Annotated in this window: 15 protein-coding genes; 4 read left to right on the top strand and 11 right to left on the bottom strand. The window is 63.9% G+C overall.

The features are described 5' to 3' along the window. Positions 1-27: 27 nt before the first annotated feature. From GY769_17945 to GY769_17910, 8 genes are all read right to left on the bottom strand, one after another. A complete protein-coding gene (locus GY769_17945) occupies positions 28-2,307 on the bottom strand; it encodes a DNA internalization-related competence protein ComEC/Rec2 (GenBank protein ID MCP4203805.1) in 2,280 nt (759 codons plus the stop codon). 37 nt (positions 2,308-2,344) lie between these two features. Beyond that, positions 2,345-3,079 (bottom strand): hypothetical protein, encoded by a 735-nt coding sequence (locus GY769_17940; GenBank protein ID MCP4203804.1) that lies wholly within the window; start codon positions 3,077-3,079, stop codon positions 2,345-2,347. Continuing rightward, positions 3,076-3,900 carry a biotin--[acetyl-CoA-carboxylase] ligase gene (locus tag GY769_17935; protein ID MCP4203803.1) on the bottom strand — a complete coding sequence of 275 codons (825 nt, stop codon included), beginning with the start codon at positions 3,898-3,900 and terminating at the stop codon, positions 3,076-3,078. The genes GY769_17940 and GY769_17935 overlap by 4 nt, the downstream gene beginning before the upstream one ends. Positions 3,901-3,904: 4 nt before the next feature. Then, positions 3,905-4,630, bottom strand: a complete 726-nt coding sequence (locus GY769_17930) for a response regulator transcription factor (protein ID MCP4203802.1) — start codon at positions 4,628-4,630, stop codon at positions 3,905-3,907. A gap of 31 nt (positions 4,631-4,661) precedes the next feature. Beyond that, a complete protein-coding gene (locus GY769_17925; GenBank protein MCP4203801.1) occupies positions 4,662-5,087 on the bottom strand; it encodes a cobalamin B12-binding domain-containing protein in 426 nt (141 codons plus the stop codon). 106 nt (positions 5,088-5,193) lie between these two features. Next, a complete protein-coding gene (locus GY769_17920) occupies positions 5,194-6,846 on the bottom strand; it encodes a methylmalonyl-CoA mutase family protein (GenBank protein MCP4203800.1) in 1,653 nt (550 codons plus the stop codon). 141 nt (positions 6,847-6,987) lie between these two features. Beyond that, entirely contained in the window at positions 6,988-8,112 is a 1,125-nt protein-coding gene (locus GY769_17915; protein MCP4203799.1) for an acyl-CoA dehydrogenase, read from the bottom strand. A gap of 54 nt (positions 8,113-8,166) precedes the next feature. Then, a complete protein-coding gene (locus GY769_17910; protein MCP4203798.1) occupies positions 8,167-9,309 on the bottom strand; it encodes an acyl-CoA dehydrogenase in 1,143 nt (380 codons plus the stop codon). Between the two features lie 177 nt (positions 9,310-9,486). Between GY769_17910 and GY769_17905 the strand changes: the two genes are divergently transcribed. Then, positions 9,487-9,735: a hypothetical protein gene (locus GY769_17905; GenBank protein ID MCP4203797.1), complete on the top strand. Its 249-nt coding sequence runs from the start codon at positions 9,487-9,489 to the stop codon at positions 9,733-9,735. 1 nt (position 9,736) lies between these two features. Here GY769_17905 and GY769_17900 read toward each other — a convergent pair whose 3' ends face one another. The 3 genes from GY769_17900 to GY769_17890 all read right to left on the bottom strand — a co-directional run bounded on the left by GY769_17900 (position 9,737) and on the right by GY769_17890 (position 13,329). Then, on the bottom strand, positions 9,737-10,312 hold the full coding sequence (locus GY769_17900) for an orotate phosphoribosyltransferase (protein MCP4203796.1): 576 nt from the start codon (positions 10,310-10,312) through the stop codon (positions 9,737-9,739). Further along, positions 10,302-11,690 (bottom strand): sigma-54-dependent Fis family transcriptional regulator, encoded by a 1,389-nt coding sequence (locus GY769_17895; protein ID MCP4203795.1) that lies wholly within the window; start codon positions 11,688-11,690, stop codon positions 10,302-10,304. The genes GY769_17900 and GY769_17895 overlap by 11 nt, the downstream gene beginning before the upstream one ends. A gap of 103 nt (positions 11,691-11,793) precedes the next feature. Beyond that, on the bottom strand, positions 11,794-13,329 hold the full coding sequence (locus GY769_17890) for a Do family serine endopeptidase (protein ID MCP4203794.1): 1,536 nt from the start codon (positions 13,327-13,329) through the stop codon (positions 11,794-11,796). 322 nt (positions 13,330-13,651) lie between these two features. Here GY769_17890 and GY769_17885 point away from each other — a divergent pair, with 322 nt between their 5' ends. Genes GY769_17885 through infB form a run of 3 tightly spaced genes read left to right on the top strand, consistent with a single transcriptional unit; the run spans position 13,652 to position 18,000 of the window. Further along, a complete protein-coding gene (locus GY769_17885) occupies positions 13,652-14,104 on the top strand; it encodes a ribosome maturation factor (protein MCP4203793.1) in 453 nt (150 codons plus the stop codon). Between the two features lie 11 nt (positions 14,105-14,115). Next, positions 14,116-15,660 (top strand): transcription termination factor NusA, encoded by a 1,545-nt coding sequence (gene nusA / locus GY769_17880; protein ID MCP4203792.1) that lies wholly within the window; start codon positions 14,116-14,118, stop codon positions 15,658-15,660. Positions 15,661-15,693: 33 nt separating this feature from the next. Continuing rightward, a complete protein-coding gene (gene infB, locus GY769_17875) occupies positions 15,694-18,000 on the top strand; it encodes a translation initiation factor IF-2 (GenBank protein ID MCP4203791.1) in 2,307 nt (768 codons plus the stop codon).

The following is an 18,000-nucleotide window of genomic DNA, read 5'->3' as shown; positions in this document are numbered from 1 at the left end:
ATCTCGTCTCGATCCCGCCGATCCTGGTCACCGCCCACGCTCGAAGACGTGCGGCTCGAGCGGTAGCCGGATCATGCCGTCTCGATCGGTTCGAGCGACCGGAACCCGGCGTCGGCGACAACGCTTCAGGACCTCTTCGGAGGGATGGCCGTAGCGATTCCGCCGGCCCGCCGACGCCACCGCGACGCGCGGACTGATCGCAGCAAGAAAGCGATCCGTCGTCGAGGTCCTGCTGCCATGGTGAGCCAACTTGAGGACCTGGCTTCGGAGCCTGTCCGGCGGGTGGCGGGCGAGGATACTCCTCTCGCTTCTGGCCTCGACATCGCCGGTCAACAGAATCGAACGGCCATCGAGAACTGCACGCATTACGACCGAGGAATCGTTGTCTCGGCTGCTGGACCCGGCTCCGGGGTGCAAGACCTCGAGCGATATCCGGCCGACCCGCAGCGACTCGCCCCGCCAGAGCTTGCGCCAACGGATGCGCGGCCGAGCCAGCAGATCTCGAGCGCATGGCGACGTGTTGGCGGCGGCCCCGCTCCAAAGTCGGTCGATCGGCAGGTAATAGGAGAGATCCAACAGCCCCCGGCAGTGGTCGATGTCGGGATGAGTGAGCACGGCCGCGGACACGCCTCGAATCCCGAGTCGAGCCAAGGTCGGGACCAGAACGGAGGCGGCGATATCTCCGCGGCGCCAACCGCCGCCGTCGACCAAGACCACCGACTCGCCGTCGTGAAGCACGATGGCGTCGCCTTGGCCGACATCGATCGCGATCAACTCGGCAACACTCGACATCGCCGGACCACGCAAGAGGAGCCCGACTACCGCCAAGCCGAGCAGACGAGGGACGGCCGGCCGCGACAAGAGAGTCGCCAGCAGGCTCGCCGCCAGGAGCATCGCTTGGAAGAAGGTGAGGGCTACCGGAAAAGCAATCCAGCGACTCGGCGGCAGGCTCGACAGCCAGGACACGGGCTCGATCCCCGCGTCGAGCGCAGCCGCCACCCAGGCGCGGCTCGCCGGTACCAGCTGGAGCAGAGCGGATCCAACGAAGGAACACAGCGCGAAGAACGCCATCCACGGTATGGCGACCAGGTTCAAAGCCGGGGCGAGCGGGTGAACCAGCGAGAAGGTGCTGGCGGTCCAGGGCAGGCTCGTCACCTGGGCGCCGACCGTAGCCGCCAACGATCGACGCAGTGGCCCTGGCAGGACCTGCCAGCGGTCGGCCAGAGCGGGTGCCACCCAGAGGATCCCGGCGGTGGCGGAGACCGTCAGCTGATACCCCAGATTCAATACCAATGATGGGTCGACGAACACCAGGGCGCCGGCCGAAAGGCATAGCGCCTGGCGTGAATGTACGGGACGCTGACTGCAGACGGCCCCGAAGGAGAGCAATGCCATAGCCGTGGCACGAATGATCGACGGCCGGGCACCTACCAGCACCAGATAGCCGACTACCGCTAGCGAAGTGAGCCCCAACCGCGGAAGGTGCCGCAAGCCGCGCAAGAGCCAGTGAGCAAGAAGCGCGACCAGCGCGACGTGGAGACCGGAAACCGCGAACAAGTGCGAGAGACCGAAACGACGCAGAGAGCGTTGGAATCCGGCCTCGAGGCCGGCTCTATCCCCGAGGACCAGAGCCCGAGCCGCCCCGACGCCCGGTCCCGATCCGGCCCTGGTGAAGCTCGCCTCGACCCATTCGCGCAAACGTCGCCCGCATCGCCCGATGCGGCTCGGATTCAGAGACGATCTCAGCCCGGTCTCCTCGGCGGTCCAGAACCGAGTGCTCTTGATGTGCATTCTCCAAGGCCCCTGGCGGCTCGGCCGAACCGGATGCCGGTCGGTACCGTTACCGAGCGGCTCGTATTTCCTCAAGAAGCCCTTGATTCGCACTGATTCGGCGTCGGTCGGGGGCATGGCGCCTGCGAAGCTGAGAGCCACTCTCGCGGTGCAGCCCAGGACGGTTGTCCCCTGGCGGACCCGGCGCACCCTGAACGTCGACCTCCAACCCGTCTCGCTCACATTCCAGCCCGAATCCTGGTCACCGAGCAGAGTAACCGGCCTGGACGAGTCCAACCTCTCCAGGCAGTCGCCGACCGAGGCCGGACTCCCCCAGACCAGCAGCGCTCCCACTGCGCTCCAGGCCACCAGGCGCCCGAGTTCCCTGCCCCAGGCCCAACCGACTCCCGCAAGCAGAGCCGCCAGGGGCACGCCGAGTCCGCCCGCGCTCTCCGCGGCCGTCTGGATCGTAGCGAGCCATGCACCGGCGAGAAGCGCAAGCACGGGAGCGAGGGCAGGTGTCGAGAATTTCTCCACACGAGTGGAGACGCGCCGACACGGGCTCTTCTGGCGCTCAGGCCTTTTTCGAAGACGCTCGGGACTCGGGCGAGAACAGAGACAGGACCGGCAGGTTCAGCTCTTCGCGCAGCCTGCGCCGCAAGAGCAGCTCGAGAGTCTGGTCGCGACTGTCGTCGCCCAATCTACCGGCGAGAACCGCCAGCCTCTCCTCCACCGACGCCTCTAATCTCGCCAGCGTCTCGGCATCAAGGCCTTCGCGAAGCCGCGCCATGACTTCACGGTCGAGCCTCTGGAGCTCTTCTTCCACGCGCCTGGGTTCTCCCGCCAGACTCGTGACCCTCTCGGCGACCCCCTCGGTGGCCTTGACGAGAGCCAGACGCAGTGAATCGGTCGGGTCTGCCGTCTCCTTTAGCAGGTCCTTCGGCGACGGCAGCGCCGCCGCTAGCCTCTGGAGTCGGGCGGGTATGTCGATCGGCTCGGCACCCAGCTCCTCCGGCTCTCCTGCCCCGAGCTCCCGAATCTGCCGCCAAGCCCCTTGAACGGCTTTGCGAAAATAGCGCAGGCTCCTGATTCCGGCTCTCTTCTCGGAATCTCCCTGACGTTCGAAGATCCGTTCCATCACCCGCACCACGAGCTCGATCGGAATTCCCTCCTCTCGCCACGCCTTGGCCACTTGCCAGTCCGCCGGCGAGAGGAGCAGCGGCGCTCCTCGAAGCCGGATGAAAGCCTCTTCCAGTGCCTTGAAGTAGGCGTGATTCAACTCCGAGGCCGAGCTCGTCGCAGCGCTCACGTTTCGACGATCTCGCTGGAGCGTAGTGTCAGGATCCGGCCTTGCACCTCTAATCTGAGAGAGCCGTCCTCGGCGAAGCCCGCGAATACGCCCTCGACCGCATCTTCTCCCATGCGGCATCGCAGGCGGTCACCCGGCGCATGCTCGCTCCAGGTCCGGTACTGCTCGACCACCTCGGCCATCGATGGCTTCGACTCCAGAGTACCGCTCAGACCCCGGGCGACGTGCACGGCCAACCCGGCCACATCCGGGTCGGCGGCACCTTCCAAGGCCAGCGACGTCGCCGTCGGCAGGGGCAGGGTCTCTTCGGTGTGATGAACGTTGATACCGATTCCCACCAGGGCAGTCGTGTCGGAGCCGCGGCTCGAAGCTTCGACCAGTATGCCCGCTAGCTTTCGGCCTCCCGCCAGAACGTCGTTGGGCCACTTGACACCTACCTTCGCGCTCAACAGACCGCTCACCGCTCGAGCTACTTCAACGGCGCTGATCAGAGGCAGCTGCTGAATCGAGTCGTGCGCAAGGTCGGGACAGACGAGGGTCATGTAGAGACCGAGACCTGCGGCGCTCCGCCATTCGCGGTCTCCTCTCCCCCGACCCGCACACTGCTCCCACGCGAGAAAACAGCAAGGCAGCACCGAGAGGTCTCCGCTTCGACACCTCTCCAGGAAGCGGCGAGCCTGGGAGCTCGTTGAGTCGACCAGTGCGCTGGCAATCCAGCTTCGCGCGTCGTCTGCGCTCAGGCCGGCCAGCCGGCGGCAGAAGGTGGAAAATGTCGGCCCTAACGCTCGAGGCTGCGCCGCCTCGGGTGAGCGTTCTTCCACTCGTTCACTCGACCTGGCTTTCGAGCTGGTTCAACCTCTCCTTGATCACGACCTCCGCCAGATCGGGGATCACCTCCCAAGCCACCTCGCGAATGGCTTCCTCCGAGAGCAACTCGACGACCCGGCGAGCAATCCGATCGACCAACTCGTCGGACATCTGTACGCCCGCCGCACCGCCGTCGGTGGCGCCGGCGGCCCCTAGCATCTCCTCGTCGTCGACAGAATCGAAGCTCTCCGGCTCCGCCACCGCCGCGTCCTCGATTTCGACTTCGGCCGCGGTGGCCGAAACAGCTTGCCAGGATTCGCGGTCGTGGGATTCCTCAGCCTCCGCGGCGATCGGCTCAGGCTCCTCGCCCTCGCCCTCGCCCTCAGCCTTGGCCAGGAGGCTGTGAACTCGGCCCAGAAGATCCTGAGAATCGAAGGGCTTCTTGAGGTGCTCATCCGCTCCGGCCTCCGCGGCCCTGCTCTCATCGTAGCTCTCGAAGGTTCCCACCAGAAGCAGCACAGGAGTCGCCGAAGATCTCTTCTTGACCTCTTCGCAGACTTCGTACCCATCCGCTCCCGGCATGTGCACGTCCGCGATCACGAGATCGATATCCGAGTTAAGACGATCCAGGGCTTCCGAGCCGCTGCCGACCGAAATGAGGTCGAAGCTCTCGTCCATGAAAGTGAGCTCGACCACTTTCCGAATCGTGACGCTGTCATCCGCCAGCAGAATTCTCTTGCTCATCGTTCCTCCAGCAGTCCAAGGGCAGCTTTGTTCAGTCTTCGCTCCCGGCGGCCCCCACGGCCGTCGACAAGCGGTCACTCAAGTAGGCAACGACATCGCCGGTGACGGTCCCGGGAAGGAAGATCTCGTCGATGCCGGAGCTCTTGAGAGGCTCTATGTCTTTCTCCGGAATGATGCCGCCGGCGAAGACGAGGATTTCCGAAGCCTCTTTCTCCGCGAGAAGTCCGGTGATCTCGGGCAGCAAAACATTGTGGGCGCCGGAGAGGATGGAAAGGCCGACGGCGTTGACGTCCTCCTGAATCGCCGCCGCCACGATCTGCTCCGGGGTCTGTCGCAGTCCCGAATAGATCACCTCGAAGCCGGCGTCGCGCAGCGCTCGGGCGATGACCTTCGCCCCCCGGTCATGGCCATCCAGGCCGGGCTTTGCGATCAGGATACGTGGTCGAGATTCACTCATGTCGCCAAATCTTACCAAAGCCACGGACCGTTGGGCGGCAGCCGGCGCGCCCCAGGCGCCTCGGCGCCGGGAGACACCTCCGAGACGGCAAACACGAGCACTTGCTCTAGAAGACAGCGGGTTCCTCGTAGGTGTCAAACACCTCTCGAAGAGCATCACTCACTTCTCCGACCGTGCAGTACGCCTTCACACAGTCGAGAATCAGAGGCATCGTGTTGGCCTCTCCGGCCGCCCCAAGCTTCAGAGCACCCAGGGTGCGCTCAACGGCGCCCCTATCGCGCGAGCTCTTGACCGCATTCATGCCCGCGACCTGCTGGTCGGCGAGGTCATCGGAGATATAGAGGGTCTCGATCGGCTCCTCGTCCTCGAGGGTGTGAGCGTTCACGCCAACGATCAGCTTCTCCCGATCCTCGAAGGCGCGCTGATGCTGATACGCGGCGTCCATAATCTCGCGCTGCGGAAAACCGGACTCGATCGCCTCGACCATACCGCCGAACTCGTCGATGCGCCGAATGTAGTCGAAGGCGCCGTCGACCATCCGTCGGGTCAGATCCTCGACGAAGTAGGACCCGCCGAGAGGATCGATCGTATTGATGACTCCCGACTCGTGCGCGATGATCTGCTGCGTCCGAAGAGCGATTCTGGCGTTTTCTTCCGTCGGCAGTGCCAGCGTTTCGTCGAGCGCGTTGGTGTGCAGTGATTGCGTGCCTCCCATGACCGCCGCGAGAGCCTGGATCGTAGTTCGGACGACGTTGTTGTAGGGCTGTTGAGCGGTCAGAGAGCAGCCTGCGGTCTGAGTGTGAAATCGAAGCATCCACGAGCGGGGGTCGCGCGCGCCGTACCGGTCCCGCATGACCGTCGCCCAAATGCGCCGAGCCGCCCGGTACTTCGCCACCTCCTCGAAGAAGTCGTTGTGGCTGTTGAAAAAGAACGACAGGCGTGGAGCGAAGTCGTCCACGTCCAGACCGGCGCGAATGCCGTACTCGACGTACTCCATGCCGTCGCGAAGAGTGAAAGCCAGCTCCTGCAGCGCCGTCGATCCGGCCTCGCGGATGTGGTATCCCGAGATCGAGATCGTGTTCCAACGCGGAACGTGCTCGCCGGCGAAAGCGAACTGGTCCGTGATCAGACGCATCGACTCACGCGGAGGATAAATGTACTCCTTCTGCGCGATGTACTCCTTGAGGATGTCGTTCTGAAGCGTTCCGCTGACGTTCTTGGCGATATCCACGCCCTGCTTCTCCGCCACTGCCAGGTACATCGCGAACAGGATCGGCGCCGTCGAGTTGATCGTCATCGAGGTCGAAACCCGATCCAGCGGAATCCCGTCGAAGAGAGTCTCCATGTCGGCCAGGGTATCTATCGCCACACCGCATTTCCCGACCTCGCCCCGAGCCAGGGTGTGGTCGGAGTCGTAGCCGTAGAGCGTCGGCAGATGAAAGGCCACCGAGAGTCCGGTCTGGCCGTGATCCAGCAGGTACTTGAAGCGAGCATTGGTGTCCTCGGCGGAGCCGAAGCCGGCGAACTGCCTCATCGTCCACAGCTTGCCGCGGTATCCTGTCGGGTGGATGCCCCGGGTGTAGGGGAACTCGCCGGGCACGCCGATGTCCGAGATTGGATCGATGTCCCCAATCTGGTCCGCCGTGACTAGGTGCGCCACCTCCATGCTCGACACGGTGGTGAAGTCACTCTTCCAATGGGGGCGCTTGTCCGCCATCTCGGCCTGGGATCGCTCCCAACGGATTCGGGCCTCGGCCATGGTCTCCAGGGCGTCCTCGGCAAAGACGTTCTTGGTCTCGACTCTGATCGGCGGGTCCTTTACAGTCATAGATATTCCTTTCGCCGGTACCGAGCGTGACCGGTGCCGGGCTCGGCTGTAGCTCCGAGTATAAGCCAGCCGCTAGCTGAGAAGCTTGCGCGAGATCACCAGCCGCTGCATCTCGCTGGAGCCTTCGTAGATCGTGGTTACACGAACGTCTCGGTAGAGGCGCGAGATCTCATATTCGTCCGCGAAGCCGTTACCACCGTGGATCTGGAGACTCTCGTAGCACGCTCGGTTCGCCGCCTCGGAGGCGAAGAGCTTGGCCTCCGAGGCCAAGCGGCCGCCGTCCTTCTTGCCTTCGGCCAGGGCGGCGCCATAGGTAAGAGCCGTGGAAGCGGCCAACGCGGTGGCCATCTCGGCGATCTTGAACTGGATCGCTTGGTGCTTGGCGATCGGTACTCCGAACTGAATGCGCTCTCGAGCGTAGTCGATGGCCAGCTCGAGTGCCCGGCGATGGATGCCGACGCTCTGCGCGGCAATGCCGAGGCGAGAATGGTCCAGGGTGGCTAGTGCGATCTTGAATCCCTGTCCGAGCTCGCCCAGCAGAGAATCGGCCGCGATCCGACAATCCTCGAAGATCAGAGGTGCCGTTCTCGAGGCATGAAGGCCCATCTTGCTTTCGGGCTCGCCGATCTCGAGCCCCGGCGCATCGGCGGGCACCACAAACGCGCTGATGCCTCTCTTTCCAGCGCCCGGCTCGGTCTTGGCCATCACGACGTAGACACCCGCAACACCGGCGTTCGTGATCCAGGCCTTTTCACCGTTGAGGACCCAGAAGTCGCCGTCACGCCTTGCCCGTGTCTGGAGTGAGCCGGCGTCGGACCCGGTGCCGGCCTCGGTCAGGCCGAAGCCTCCGATGACTTGGCCCGAAGCCAGCGGCGGAAGCACCCTTTTCTTGAGGGGCTCGGCGCCGAAGTGAGAGATCGGCCAGCAGCACACAGAATTGGTGACGCTCATCGTGCCGGCGATCGACGGACAGACGACCGCCAACTCCTCTACCGCCATCACGTAACTCAACGGTGAGAATCCCGCGCCGCCAAATTCCTCGGGCACCATCATGCCGAGCAGTCCCATCGTGCCCATCTCGGCGGTGATCTCGTGGGGGAACTCCCTCTTCAGGTACCGATCAGCGACTCCGGGTCGGATTCGTTCCTCGGCGAAGCGCCGTACCTCCGCCCGCAGGAGCTCCTGTTCCTCGGCCAAGGAGAAGTCGACTCCGGCGCTCTCCTCGGTCAGGACGGTCAACCCCTACCGCCCTCAGTCCGCAAGAACGGCATCGGCGATGACCATCTTCTGGATCTCGCTCGTGCCCTCGTAGATCTCTGTGATCCTGGCGTCTCGGAAGTAGCGCTCGACGTTGTACTCGCGGGTATACCCGTAGCCGCCATGAATCTGGAGCGCCGTGTCCGTGATTCTCTGCGCGACCTCGGAAGCGAAAAGCTTGGCCTGAGCCGCCTCGAGAGTGCACCGGGGACGATTGTCCTTGGTCCAAGCGGCCTTCCAGGTCAGAAAGCGGGCCGCATCCAGACCGGTGGACATATCCGCAAGATAGAACTGAATTGCCTGGAACTTCGCCAGCGGCCGGCCGAACTGTTCTCGCTCCTGGGCGTAGGCGAGGGCCTCTTCGAACGCTCCCCGCGCGATCCCGATGGCCTGCGCAGCAATTCCGATGCGCCCGCCGTCGAGGGTGCGCATCGCGATCTTGAAGCCTTCGCCTTCCTCGCCGATTCGCAGAGCGGCCGGAACTCTCATGTCCTCGAAAGCCAGCTCGGTGGTCCCCGAGCCGTTGACGCCCAGCTTGTACTCCTTGCCGCCCCGGCTGAAGCCCGGCGTGTCGGTGGGCACGATGAAGGCCGTGATGCCGCGGTGCTTGAGCTCCCGATCCACCGTCGCGAAGACCAGCGCCAGGTCGGCGTCGGTGCCGTTGGTGATGAAGACCTTGTTGCCGTTGAGGAGGTAGTCATCGCCGTCCCGTCGGGCCGTGGTGCGCAGGCTGACCGCATCACTGCCGGCTCCGGGCTCGGTGAGCGCAAAACACCCCAGCTTCTCTCCCGAGGCGAGCGGTGTCAGATACCTCTGCTTTTGCTCTTCGGAACCGAACTCGAGCAAGGGATCGCAGACCAGGGAGTTGTTCACCGAGAGGATAACGCCACTTGTCGCGCAGTAGCGGCTGATCTCCTCGATCACCAAGCAGTACGACACGCTGTCCATCCCGGAGCCACCGTACCGTTCGGGGATTGCCACCCCGGTCAACCCGAGGTCTGCCGCCCTACCAACGAAGTCCGAGGGAAACTCGCCCGATTCGTCCACCTCTTTTGCACGAGGTCCGACCACCTCGGCCGCAAACTGCCGCACAGTCTCTCTCAGCAGTTCTTGCTCTTCGCTCAGCTTGATCTTCATTGTCTCCTCGACAGTCGCTGGGGGCCGCACAAATACCGAAAAAGGGGCGGGGCGCCCTTTGGCCATCGTAGCAACCGCTCCGAAGAGCGGTCAAGAAATCGAACCGGCCTTCCGGCTTTGAAGCAAGAGGGACGGGGCGCTGGTGCCTCTCGCTGTTTTTTCCTAGAATTCAGCATCGTGAGCCCATCTGATCGCGGCGGCAGTCTCTCGTACAGTCGCATCGAACTCGAAAGTTACCTCCCCTCCGGTTGGAGCTTGGAGGAAGCCGAGGGCGCCTACGAGATCAAGAAACGACGCTGGCGCATCTCGGTTCAGGACGTCAGCGAGCTGGTTTCGACTCTGGCCGTCGACCAGAAGGCGGCTGACAAGCTGGGACGGATTCCAGCCCTGCGAGCCGCCATCGACCGGCTCGTGCGCAGGGTCTAGTCTAGGCCCGACTACCGGGTGCGGTTAGGGGCTGCCCGGCAACACAAAGCTCGCACTCCGAAGCTACGAAAGCCAGGACTTCGAGCTCCAGAAGAGAGACAAAGGGCTCGCGGAAACCGGCCGAGCCCGCCGACCGATCGATGATGGCGCCATAGGCCACTACGTTTGCCCCAGCGGCCTGTGCTAGGCGCCCAGCCTCGAGCGCGGAGCCACCGGTCGTCACCACGTCCTCGACCACCGCCACGCGCTCACCCGGGCCGAGCCGGAAGCCGCGTCGCAGGCACATCGCACCGCCCTTTCGCTCGCAGAATCGGAACGGCACCCGCAGCGAGGCCGCGGTCTCGTAGCCTATGATCAGGCCCCCGAGGGCCGGCGAGAGCACGGAATCAGGCTCGTAGGCGGCAAGCTCGGCGGCAAGTGCGGAGCCGACTCTCTTGGAGCGGGCCGGATCCTCGAGCAGCTTCGCGCACTGAACATAGAGGTTCGAGTGCAGCCCCGACGAGAGCCGGAAATGGCCCTGATGCAGCGCCCCGCTCGATCTCAGCTCGGACAGCAGGTCGGCGCCGTCATTCGCCATCTCCGCCTCTCTGGTCCCGATGGATTCCATACTGTTCCATCTTCTTGTACAGGTTGCTGCGTGGGGTGTCGATCGTCTTGGCCGTCTTGGTCACGTTCCAGCCGTTCTCCTCGAGCTTCCTGAGCAGGAACATCTTCTCGGAGACTTCCCTGAACTCGCGCAAGGTATCGGCCTCGGCAAGCGTACCCGAGAGCCCCGGAGCCGGACCGCCCAGGAGACCGATCACATCGGACTTCGAAACCGGGTCTCCGGCGCTCAGGATCAGAAGCCTCTCGACAGCGTTCTTCAGCTCCCGGACGTTGCCCTGCCAGGGCAGCGATCTGAGATGCTCGATGGCATCGGCCGAGAAGGTCTTGGGCGGATAGTTGCTGGCCTGCGAAAAGCGTCGCACGAAGTACTCGATCAGATCGTCGACGTCGGCGAGCCGTTCGCGCAGGGGCGGCGTCCGGATCGGAACGACGTTCAGCCGGTAATAGAGATCCTCACGAAAACGCCCCCCCCCGATCTCCTCCTTCAGGTCCCGATTGGTGGCCGCAACCACCCTCACATCGACCTTGCTGACCTTCTGGGACCCGACCGGCTCGACATCGCCGTCCTCCAGAACCCGCAGCACCTTCGCCTGAGTGCGGGCGGACATGTCGCCGACCTCGTCCAAGAAGATCGTGCCACCGTCCGCCGCGACGAACTTGCCGACCTGCTTCTTCGACGCTCCGGTGAAAGAGCCCTTCTCGTGACCGAAGAGCTCCGACTCGATCAGCTCCTCCGGAATCGCGGCACAGTTCACCTGCACGAGAATCTTGTCGCGACGACTGCTCAGAGAATGGATCGCGCGCGCCACGAGCTCCTTACCGGTGCCGCTCTCGCCGGTGATCAAGACCGTGGCCGGCGTCGGGGCGGCCTTCTCGATGGTCCCTCGCAGCTCCGTCATTACCGAAGACGACCCCACCATCTCGTCGCGGTCCGGCCGGCCCGCCTCGCTCTCTCGTTGAAGACGCGCGACGTCAACGGCGTTGCGCAGGCTGACGAGGACGCGCTCGCGCTGAAGCGGCTTCTCGAAGAAGTCAAACGCGCCCGCCTTGGTGGCCTCGACGGCAGTCGATACGTCGCCGTGCCCGGTGACGATCAGAACCGGCAGGTCGTAGCCTCTCTCCTGAAGCCGACGCAGCACGGAAAGCCCATCCAGCCCGGGCATCTTGATATCCAGCAGAATTGCCTCGGGAACGTGGCGCCGAACCGCCTCGATCGCCTCCTCACCGTTCTTGGCTTCTTCAACCTGATACCCCTCGTACTCGAGAATCATTCGCAGGCTCTCTCGAATCGAGGCTTCGTCGTCGACGACGAGAATCCGCCCCCGGAAGCTGCCTTCGTTGTCGGCCATGGCGGGCAGTCTATCGCGCAAGAAAAAGGGCCGGCCCCACAACGGAGCCGACCCAACCAAAGGAGCTCATGAGGAGCTCGCAAACCATCCAACCCCCCGGTTGCTACTCCTCCGGAACTCGGGGGAACGCGAACAGCGGCTGCTGTTCCTGGCCGTTGACGAAGCGACGCAGGTAGATCCGCAGGCGAGAGCCGAGACCGGCCTCTCTGACCTTGCCTTCGAAGGCGGACACGGAGTCCACCTTCTCGCCGTTTACTTCGGTGATCACCGTGATCACGTTCTGCGTCTGCGTTACGCCCTCGTCGTAGAGCGGACTTCGTGGCGAGACCGAGGTGATCCAGACGCCTCCCAGGCCCTCGGGAAGACCGTGAGATTCCCGCAGACCCGGCGTCAGGTCCTGGTACCGAATTCCCAACCAACCGATCCCGCTCTCGCCCTCGCCGCTTTCTTCGGCGGCCTCCTGCCCTTCAGAGGGCCTCTCCGTCAGCTCGACCGTCTTGGTCAGCCGCTTGCCGTTGCGCAGAATGTCGAGCTTCACTCCCGTGCCGGGCGCCGTTGAGGACACGTAGTCGATCAGCTCGCGCGTGTTCTTGATCGGCCTGCCGTCGGCGGCCAGAACGATGTCGCCGTGATTGATCCCGGCTTTGTCGGCGGGCTGGCCGGGCATGACCTGGGTCACCATGGCCCCGTTCGTGGACGAAAGGCCGAAGGCCTCGGCGGCATCCCGATCCAGGTCGTTCACGCCGACCCCTAGATAGCCGCGCCGTACGCGCCCCCCTTCGCGCAGCGCCGGCAAAACCTGCTGCAAGGTGTTTACAGGTACCGCGAAACCGATGTTCTCCGAACCGTAGTTGATCGCCGTGTTGATGCCGACGACCTGGCCGCGGAGGTTGATCAAGGGGCCTCCGGAGTTGCCGAAGTTGATGGCGGCGTCAGTCTGGATGAAGTTCTCGAACGAGCCCGTCTCTCGACTGATGTTGATGCGGCGCCCCTTGGCACTGACCACACCTACGGTCACCGTGTCGGCGAGCCCCAGCGGCGAGCCGACAGCCATGACCCACTCTCCGACTCGTAGCTGCTCGCTGTCTCCCAGCGGCAGATAGTCGAGCTTCTCATCGGTCTCCACTTGCAGAAGCGCCAAGTCGGTCTCGGGATCGCGCCCCTTGACCACGGCCTTGAAAGTGCGATCGCCAAGGTGGACCTTGAGCTCGTCGGCACCGTCGACTACATGGTTGTTCGTGATCACCAGCCCATCTGCGCTAATCACGAAGCCGGAACCTCCGGAATCCTGGCGAAACTCGCGCTCGTCGCCTTCCGGCTCCTGATCTCGGCGCCGCGGTGGACCGAAGAAGAACTCGAAAGGATCTACCCGTCTGCGCTGCCTCGAACTACTCTCGAACGAATGGGCCTCGATCGAAGCCACCGATGGGGAAACCCGCTCGGCCAGCTCGGCGAAGTCGGGAAACCCGTTGGTCACGGCCAGAACCGGTTCGTCGCTCGAGTCCGGCCCGGCCACCGGTGTCGGCGATCCGACGCTCCGCGAGGTCAGGTTGAGGCCACCTGCCAGGACCATCCCGAAGATGACCGCTCCGAAGATCAAGATCGCGGTCAAGACTCCACGTTGTGCGCGGTTTTTCATTCGAATACCTCTACCCTGTAAATGCTGTCGTCGGTTGTTCGTCCGGTCCGTCTCCCCATCGGACCCCCATCGTAGCAAGCCTCTTGCCAGGGGGCGGCGGTTGCTTGGTAGGACGCGATCCCCTTGTCTACGCCAATTTGGCAGTACCCGGGGTCCGGCGCAGCACCTTGTCGTGGGATCCGCATCCGGTCCGACTGGTTGAAAAACCCACTCCCAATTCCATATACTAACGGTTGGTCGAGTCGTCCGGTGTTGGGGAAGTGGGCCGCGCGCCCGCTTTTTTTTGTCCCGGACCTCCAGACCGAGTAGGGTGAAACTCGCCATGTCAATCAACACGGAAGTACAGGAAGAGCTCGAGGGAATCGCCGTTCGATGCAACTGCGAGCTTCTCCATGCCGACTTCAGAGGCGGCGTACTCAAGTTGATCCTCGACCGGGAAGGTGGTGTGACGCTCAAGGAGTGCTCCGACGTCTCGAGGGAGGCTTCGGCTTTCCTGGACGTCGTCGACTTCGGCAGCGGCCACTACACCCTCGAGGTGACCTCGCCGGGTCTCGATCGGGAGTTCTACTCCGAGAGCGACTATCAGAGGTTCCTCGGCGAGCCGGTGCGGGTTTCTTGGCTTGATCAAGATCAGAAACGAACCGACAGTGGACGCCTGATCGACTACGAACCGAATGCGGACGGCGGTCCGCAGATCGCGCTCGAGTTGCCCGAGGGCGTCCACAAGATCAAGCTCGATCAGGTCCTGAAGACCCGGCTCGAGCCCAAATTCTAGGAAGACACGTCATGGCCCAAGCAAAAGCACAGGAAATCAACCTCGGCGAGATCCTCGATCAGGTTTCACGCGAGAAAGAGATCGACGTCGACCGCTGGATTGCGGCGTTGGAGGACGCGATGGCGTCCGCCGCCAAGAAGCAGCATCGGATCAAGGCGCCCGTGCGTTCCCAGCTGGACAAGAGCACGGGCAAGTTCGAGGCGTTCATTGTCAAGCAAGTCGTCGACGAGGTCGAAGACCCCCAGGCCGAGTGGACCGTCGAGGAAGCGCGGGAGGAAAAGGCCGACGCCGAGGTCGGCGACGAGATCCACATCCCGATCTCGACCGAGGGCCTGGGACGAATCGCCGCGCAGTCCGCCAAGCAGGTTTTGTATCAGCGAGTTCGCGAAGCCGAGCGGGAGAAGATCTACAACGAATTCATCGAGCGCGTCGGCGAAGTCGTCAACGGCACCGTCAAGCGCTTCGAGCGCGGCGACATCATCGTCGATCTCGGTCGCACCGAGGCCGTCGTGCCGCGGGGCGAACAGGCCCGCCACGAGCGCTACAGCCAGGGCGAGCGGATTCGAGCCGTCATCGTCGAGGTTCATCAACAGCCCAAGGGGCCTCAGGTGGTTCTTTCGCGGACCGACCCCCGACTGCTAGTCAAGCTCTTCGAGATGGAAGTTCCGGAGATCTACGACGGCACGGTGCGCATCAAGTCGGCTGTCCGAGCACCTGGAGAGCGAGCCAAGGTCGCGGTGTTCAGCCGCGCGCGTGACGTCGATCCTGTGGGCGCTTGCGTCGGCATGAAGGGCTCTCGCGTTCAGGCCATCATCCGCGAGCTCCGCGGCGAGAAGATCGACATCATCGAATACAGCGAGGATCTCGTCACCTTCGCTCAGAGTGCCCTAGCGCCGGCCCGGATCACTCGTGTCTCGGTTACCCATCCGGGAGAGACGCCCCACTTGGACGTAATCGTCGAAGACGAGCAGCTCTCCTTGGCGATTGGCAAACGCGGCCAGAATGTCCGACTCGCGGCCGAGCTCCTGAACGCCAAGATCGACATCAAGAGCGAGACCGACGTCAAGGGCGAGGTCGCCGATGCCCTCGCGAAGATGCTCGAGACCGCGATGGCCGAGGAAGTCGATTCGACCCCGGAGCGAGTCTTCGACCTGGCGAGCGCACCGGGGGTCGGAGCCGTTACCGCCGAGAACCTCGAAGCCGCCGGCTATGGCGAGCTCGAGCGACTGCAGGCGGCGGAGCCCGAGGACCTGGCCCAGGTCGAAGGTGTCGGGCTCAAGACCGCGAGCGCTATCAAGGACTGGGCGGACAGCTTCCCGGCCGCTGGGGCCGTAGCCGTCGAGGCGGAAGGCGCCGCAACGGCCGGAGTCGAGACCGCGGAGACGGGTGCTCCTGCCCAGGACGATGACTTCATGGCCGCGCTGAGCCGCGCTCTTCAGGAGACCGAGGCGACGTCCGGTTCTCCCGGCGAGAGCGACGAGGAGATTGCCGAACCGTCGGGAGTCGACGAGAACGCGAGCTCGGAGTCCGATGAGGGAAGCAAAGAAAACGTATAGGCGGTCGCAAGCACTGCTCTAGGAGTCTCCGATATGGGAAAGATTTCGGTCCAGGATCTCGCCAAAAAGATGGGCGTCGAGGACCAGGACCTCATCTTCAAGCTCAAATCCATCGGCGTTCAGCTCGACGACAAGAATCCCGAGGTGGATTCCGAGATCATCGCTGCGGTTCTTCAGGGCAAGAGTCTGCGCCAGCCGCGCGAAGTGATTCTGCGTGACGCCGAGGCCAAGGCCACGGTACCGGTGGCGCGCAAGAAGCCGCCCCAGAGGCGGATGCCGACTGGACTGAAACCGCGCGGCCGCCGCATGATTCAGAGGGTGCAGCCCCGCATTCGCACGATTCCGACGACTCAAAAACCGCAGCCAGCGGTCCCCGCGACTCCGGCGCCGGCCGAGGAGGTCGCGGCGGCACCTGAAGTCCAGGCCAGCGCCACGCCCGCTACCCAGGCGCCGAGCGCTCAGCCTACGCCTCCACCGACGCCCGAGGCCGGCAGGGCCACGGAAGTCGACACCTCGGCGCGCAGGCAGCGACGGAGCGCGCGCCGTCAGCAAACCGCCAGCGACCAGACTCTCGAGTTCAAGCACGGCGCGCCGACCGGACCGATCACGATCTCGGAGGCGATGACCGTTCGAGAATTCGCGGAGAAACTCGATGTCAAGTCCAAGGACCTGATCAAGTACTTCCTCGAACGGGGGATGATGGCGACCATCAACCACATCGTCGAGCCCGACCTGGCCGTCGAGATCGCCGAGCAGCTCGGGGTCGAGGCAATGGCGGTCTCATTCGAGGAAGAGATCCAGCTACAGCAGAAGTCGGTCGGCGGCACCGAGCCGCGGGCTCCCGTCGTGACCATCATGGGTCACGTCGACCACGGTAAGACCACGCTGCTCGACTCGATTCGTTCTTCCAGGGTCACCGAGAGCGAGTTCGGCGGGATCACCCAGCACATCGGCGCCTACCAGGTTGACGTCGGCGGGCGGAAAGTCGTCTTCCTGGATACGCCGGGACACGAGGCCTTTACGCTGATGCGGTCCCGGGGCGCCAAGGCCACCGACATTGTCGTTCTGGTGGTGGCGGCGGACGACAGCGTCATGCCGCAGACGATCGAGGCGATCGATCACGCCAAGGCTGCCAACGTTCCGATCCTCGTAGCGATCAACAAAATCGACAAATCGAACGCCAACGTCGAGCGGGTCAAGAAAGAGCTCGCCGATCACGGCGTCGCGGTCGAAGAGTGGGGCGGCGACACGATCGCCCTGCCGATCTCGGCGCTCAAGCAGGAAGGCATCAGCGAGCTTCTCGAGATGCTGCTGCTGACGGCGGACATCCTCGAGCTCAAGGCCGACCCCGGACTGCCGGCCCAGGGAGTGGTCCTGGAAGCCAAAAAGGAGGCCGGCCGCGGAATCCTGGCCACGGTGTTGGTACAGAATGGGACCTTGAGGCGAGGCGACGTCTTCGTCGCCGGTGCCACCTTCGGGAAGGTCCGCTCCATGCTCAGCGATCTCGGCGAAAGATTGGACGAGGTCGAACCGGCGACGCCGATCGAGGTGATGGGTTTCGACAGCGTGCCCGAAGCCGGAGACCCTTTCCAGGTCGTCGAAGACGAAAGCAAGGCCCGTTCGGTCGCCGAGTTCCGCCAGGAAGAGGTTCGCCGCAAGGAGCTGGCCCCGGTATCCGGCAAGGCCTCGCTCGAACAGCTCTTCGATCGCATTCAGCAGGGTGAGGCGAAAGAGCTCGCGGTGGTGCTGAAGGCCGACGTCCAGGGATCCGTCGAAGTCATCGCCGACACCCTGCGCAAGCAGGCCACAGAGCAGGTCCGGATCGAGATCATCCGTGCCGGAGTCGGCGCCATTTCCAACAACGACATCTTGCTGGCAGCCGCTTCGGATGCGATCGTGGTTGGTTTCAACGTCCGGCCCGAGCAGAATGCCGCGGATCTCGCGGACAAGGAACAGGTCGACATTCGCCTGCACACGGTTATCTACGAGCTCACGGACGAGATCCGCAAGGCCATGACCGGCCTTCTCGAGCCCACTTTCAAGGAAGTCATTCGGGGCCGCGCCGAAGTGCGCGAGATCTTCTCGATTCCGAAGCAGGGTGTCATCGCAGGGTGCCACGTCATCGAAGGCACGATCCCGAGGAATGCTCAGGCTCGGCTGCTACGCGACAACGTCGTGATTCACGACGGCGCGCTCGGTTCCCTGCGGCGCTTCAAGGATGATGTCGCCGAGGTCCGAACCGGCTTTGACTGCGGCATTCGACTCGAGAAGTATCAGGACGTCAAGCCCGGTGACCTGATCGAGGCGTACGCCAAGGAAGAGGTCGCACCCACGCTCTAG

It is taken from the genome of bacterium, from assembly GCA_024224155.1.
Lineage (GTDB): Bacteria > Acidobacteriota > Thermoanaerobaculia > Multivoradales > JAHEKO01 > CALZIK01.
The sequence above is the reverse complement of the archived record's forward strand: the minus strand, read 5'-3'. Positions and strand labels throughout refer to the sequence as shown.

Excerpts from the sequence above, each read along its gene's own strand:
- GY769_17930 (MCP4203802.1), bottom strand. The coding sequence starts at position 4,630 with ATGAGCAAGAGAATTCTGCTGGCGGATGACAGCGTCACGATTCGGAAA.
- GY769_17925 (MCP4203801.1), bottom strand. The coding sequence starts at position 5,087 with ATGAGTGAATCTCGACCACGTATCCTGATCGCAAAGCCCGGCCTGGAT.
- GY769_17920 (MCP4203800.1), bottom strand. The coding sequence starts at position 6,846 with ATGGCCGAGGCCCGAATCCGTTGGGAGCGATCCCAGGCCGAGATGGCG.
- GY769_17910 (MCP4203798.1), bottom strand. The coding sequence starts at position 9,309 with ATGAAGATCAAGCTGAGCGAAGAGCAAGAACTGCTGAGAGAGACTGTG.
- GY769_17900 (MCP4203796.1), bottom strand. The coding sequence starts at position 10,312 with ATGGCGAATGACGGCGCCGACCTGCTGTCCGAGCTGAGATCGAGCGGG.
- GY769_17895 (MCP4203795.1), bottom strand. The coding sequence starts at position 11,690 with ATGGCCGACAACGAAGGCAGCTTCCGGGGGCGGATTCTCGTCGTCGAC.
- GY769_17890 (MCP4203794.1), bottom strand. The coding sequence starts at position 13,329 with ATGAAAAACCGCGCACAACGTGGAGTCTTGACCGCGATCTTGATCTTC.
- GY769_17885 (MCP4203793.1), top strand. The coding sequence starts at position 13,652 with ATGTCAATCAACACGGAAGTACAGGAAGAGCTCGAGGGAATCGCCGTT.
- nusA (MCP4203792.1), top strand. The coding sequence starts at position 14,116 with ATGGCCCAAGCAAAAGCACAGGAAATCAACCTCGGCGAGATCCTCGAT.
- infB (MCP4203791.1), top strand. The coding sequence starts at position 15,694 with ATGGGAAAGATTTCGGTCCAGGATCTCGCCAAAAAGATGGGCGTCGAG.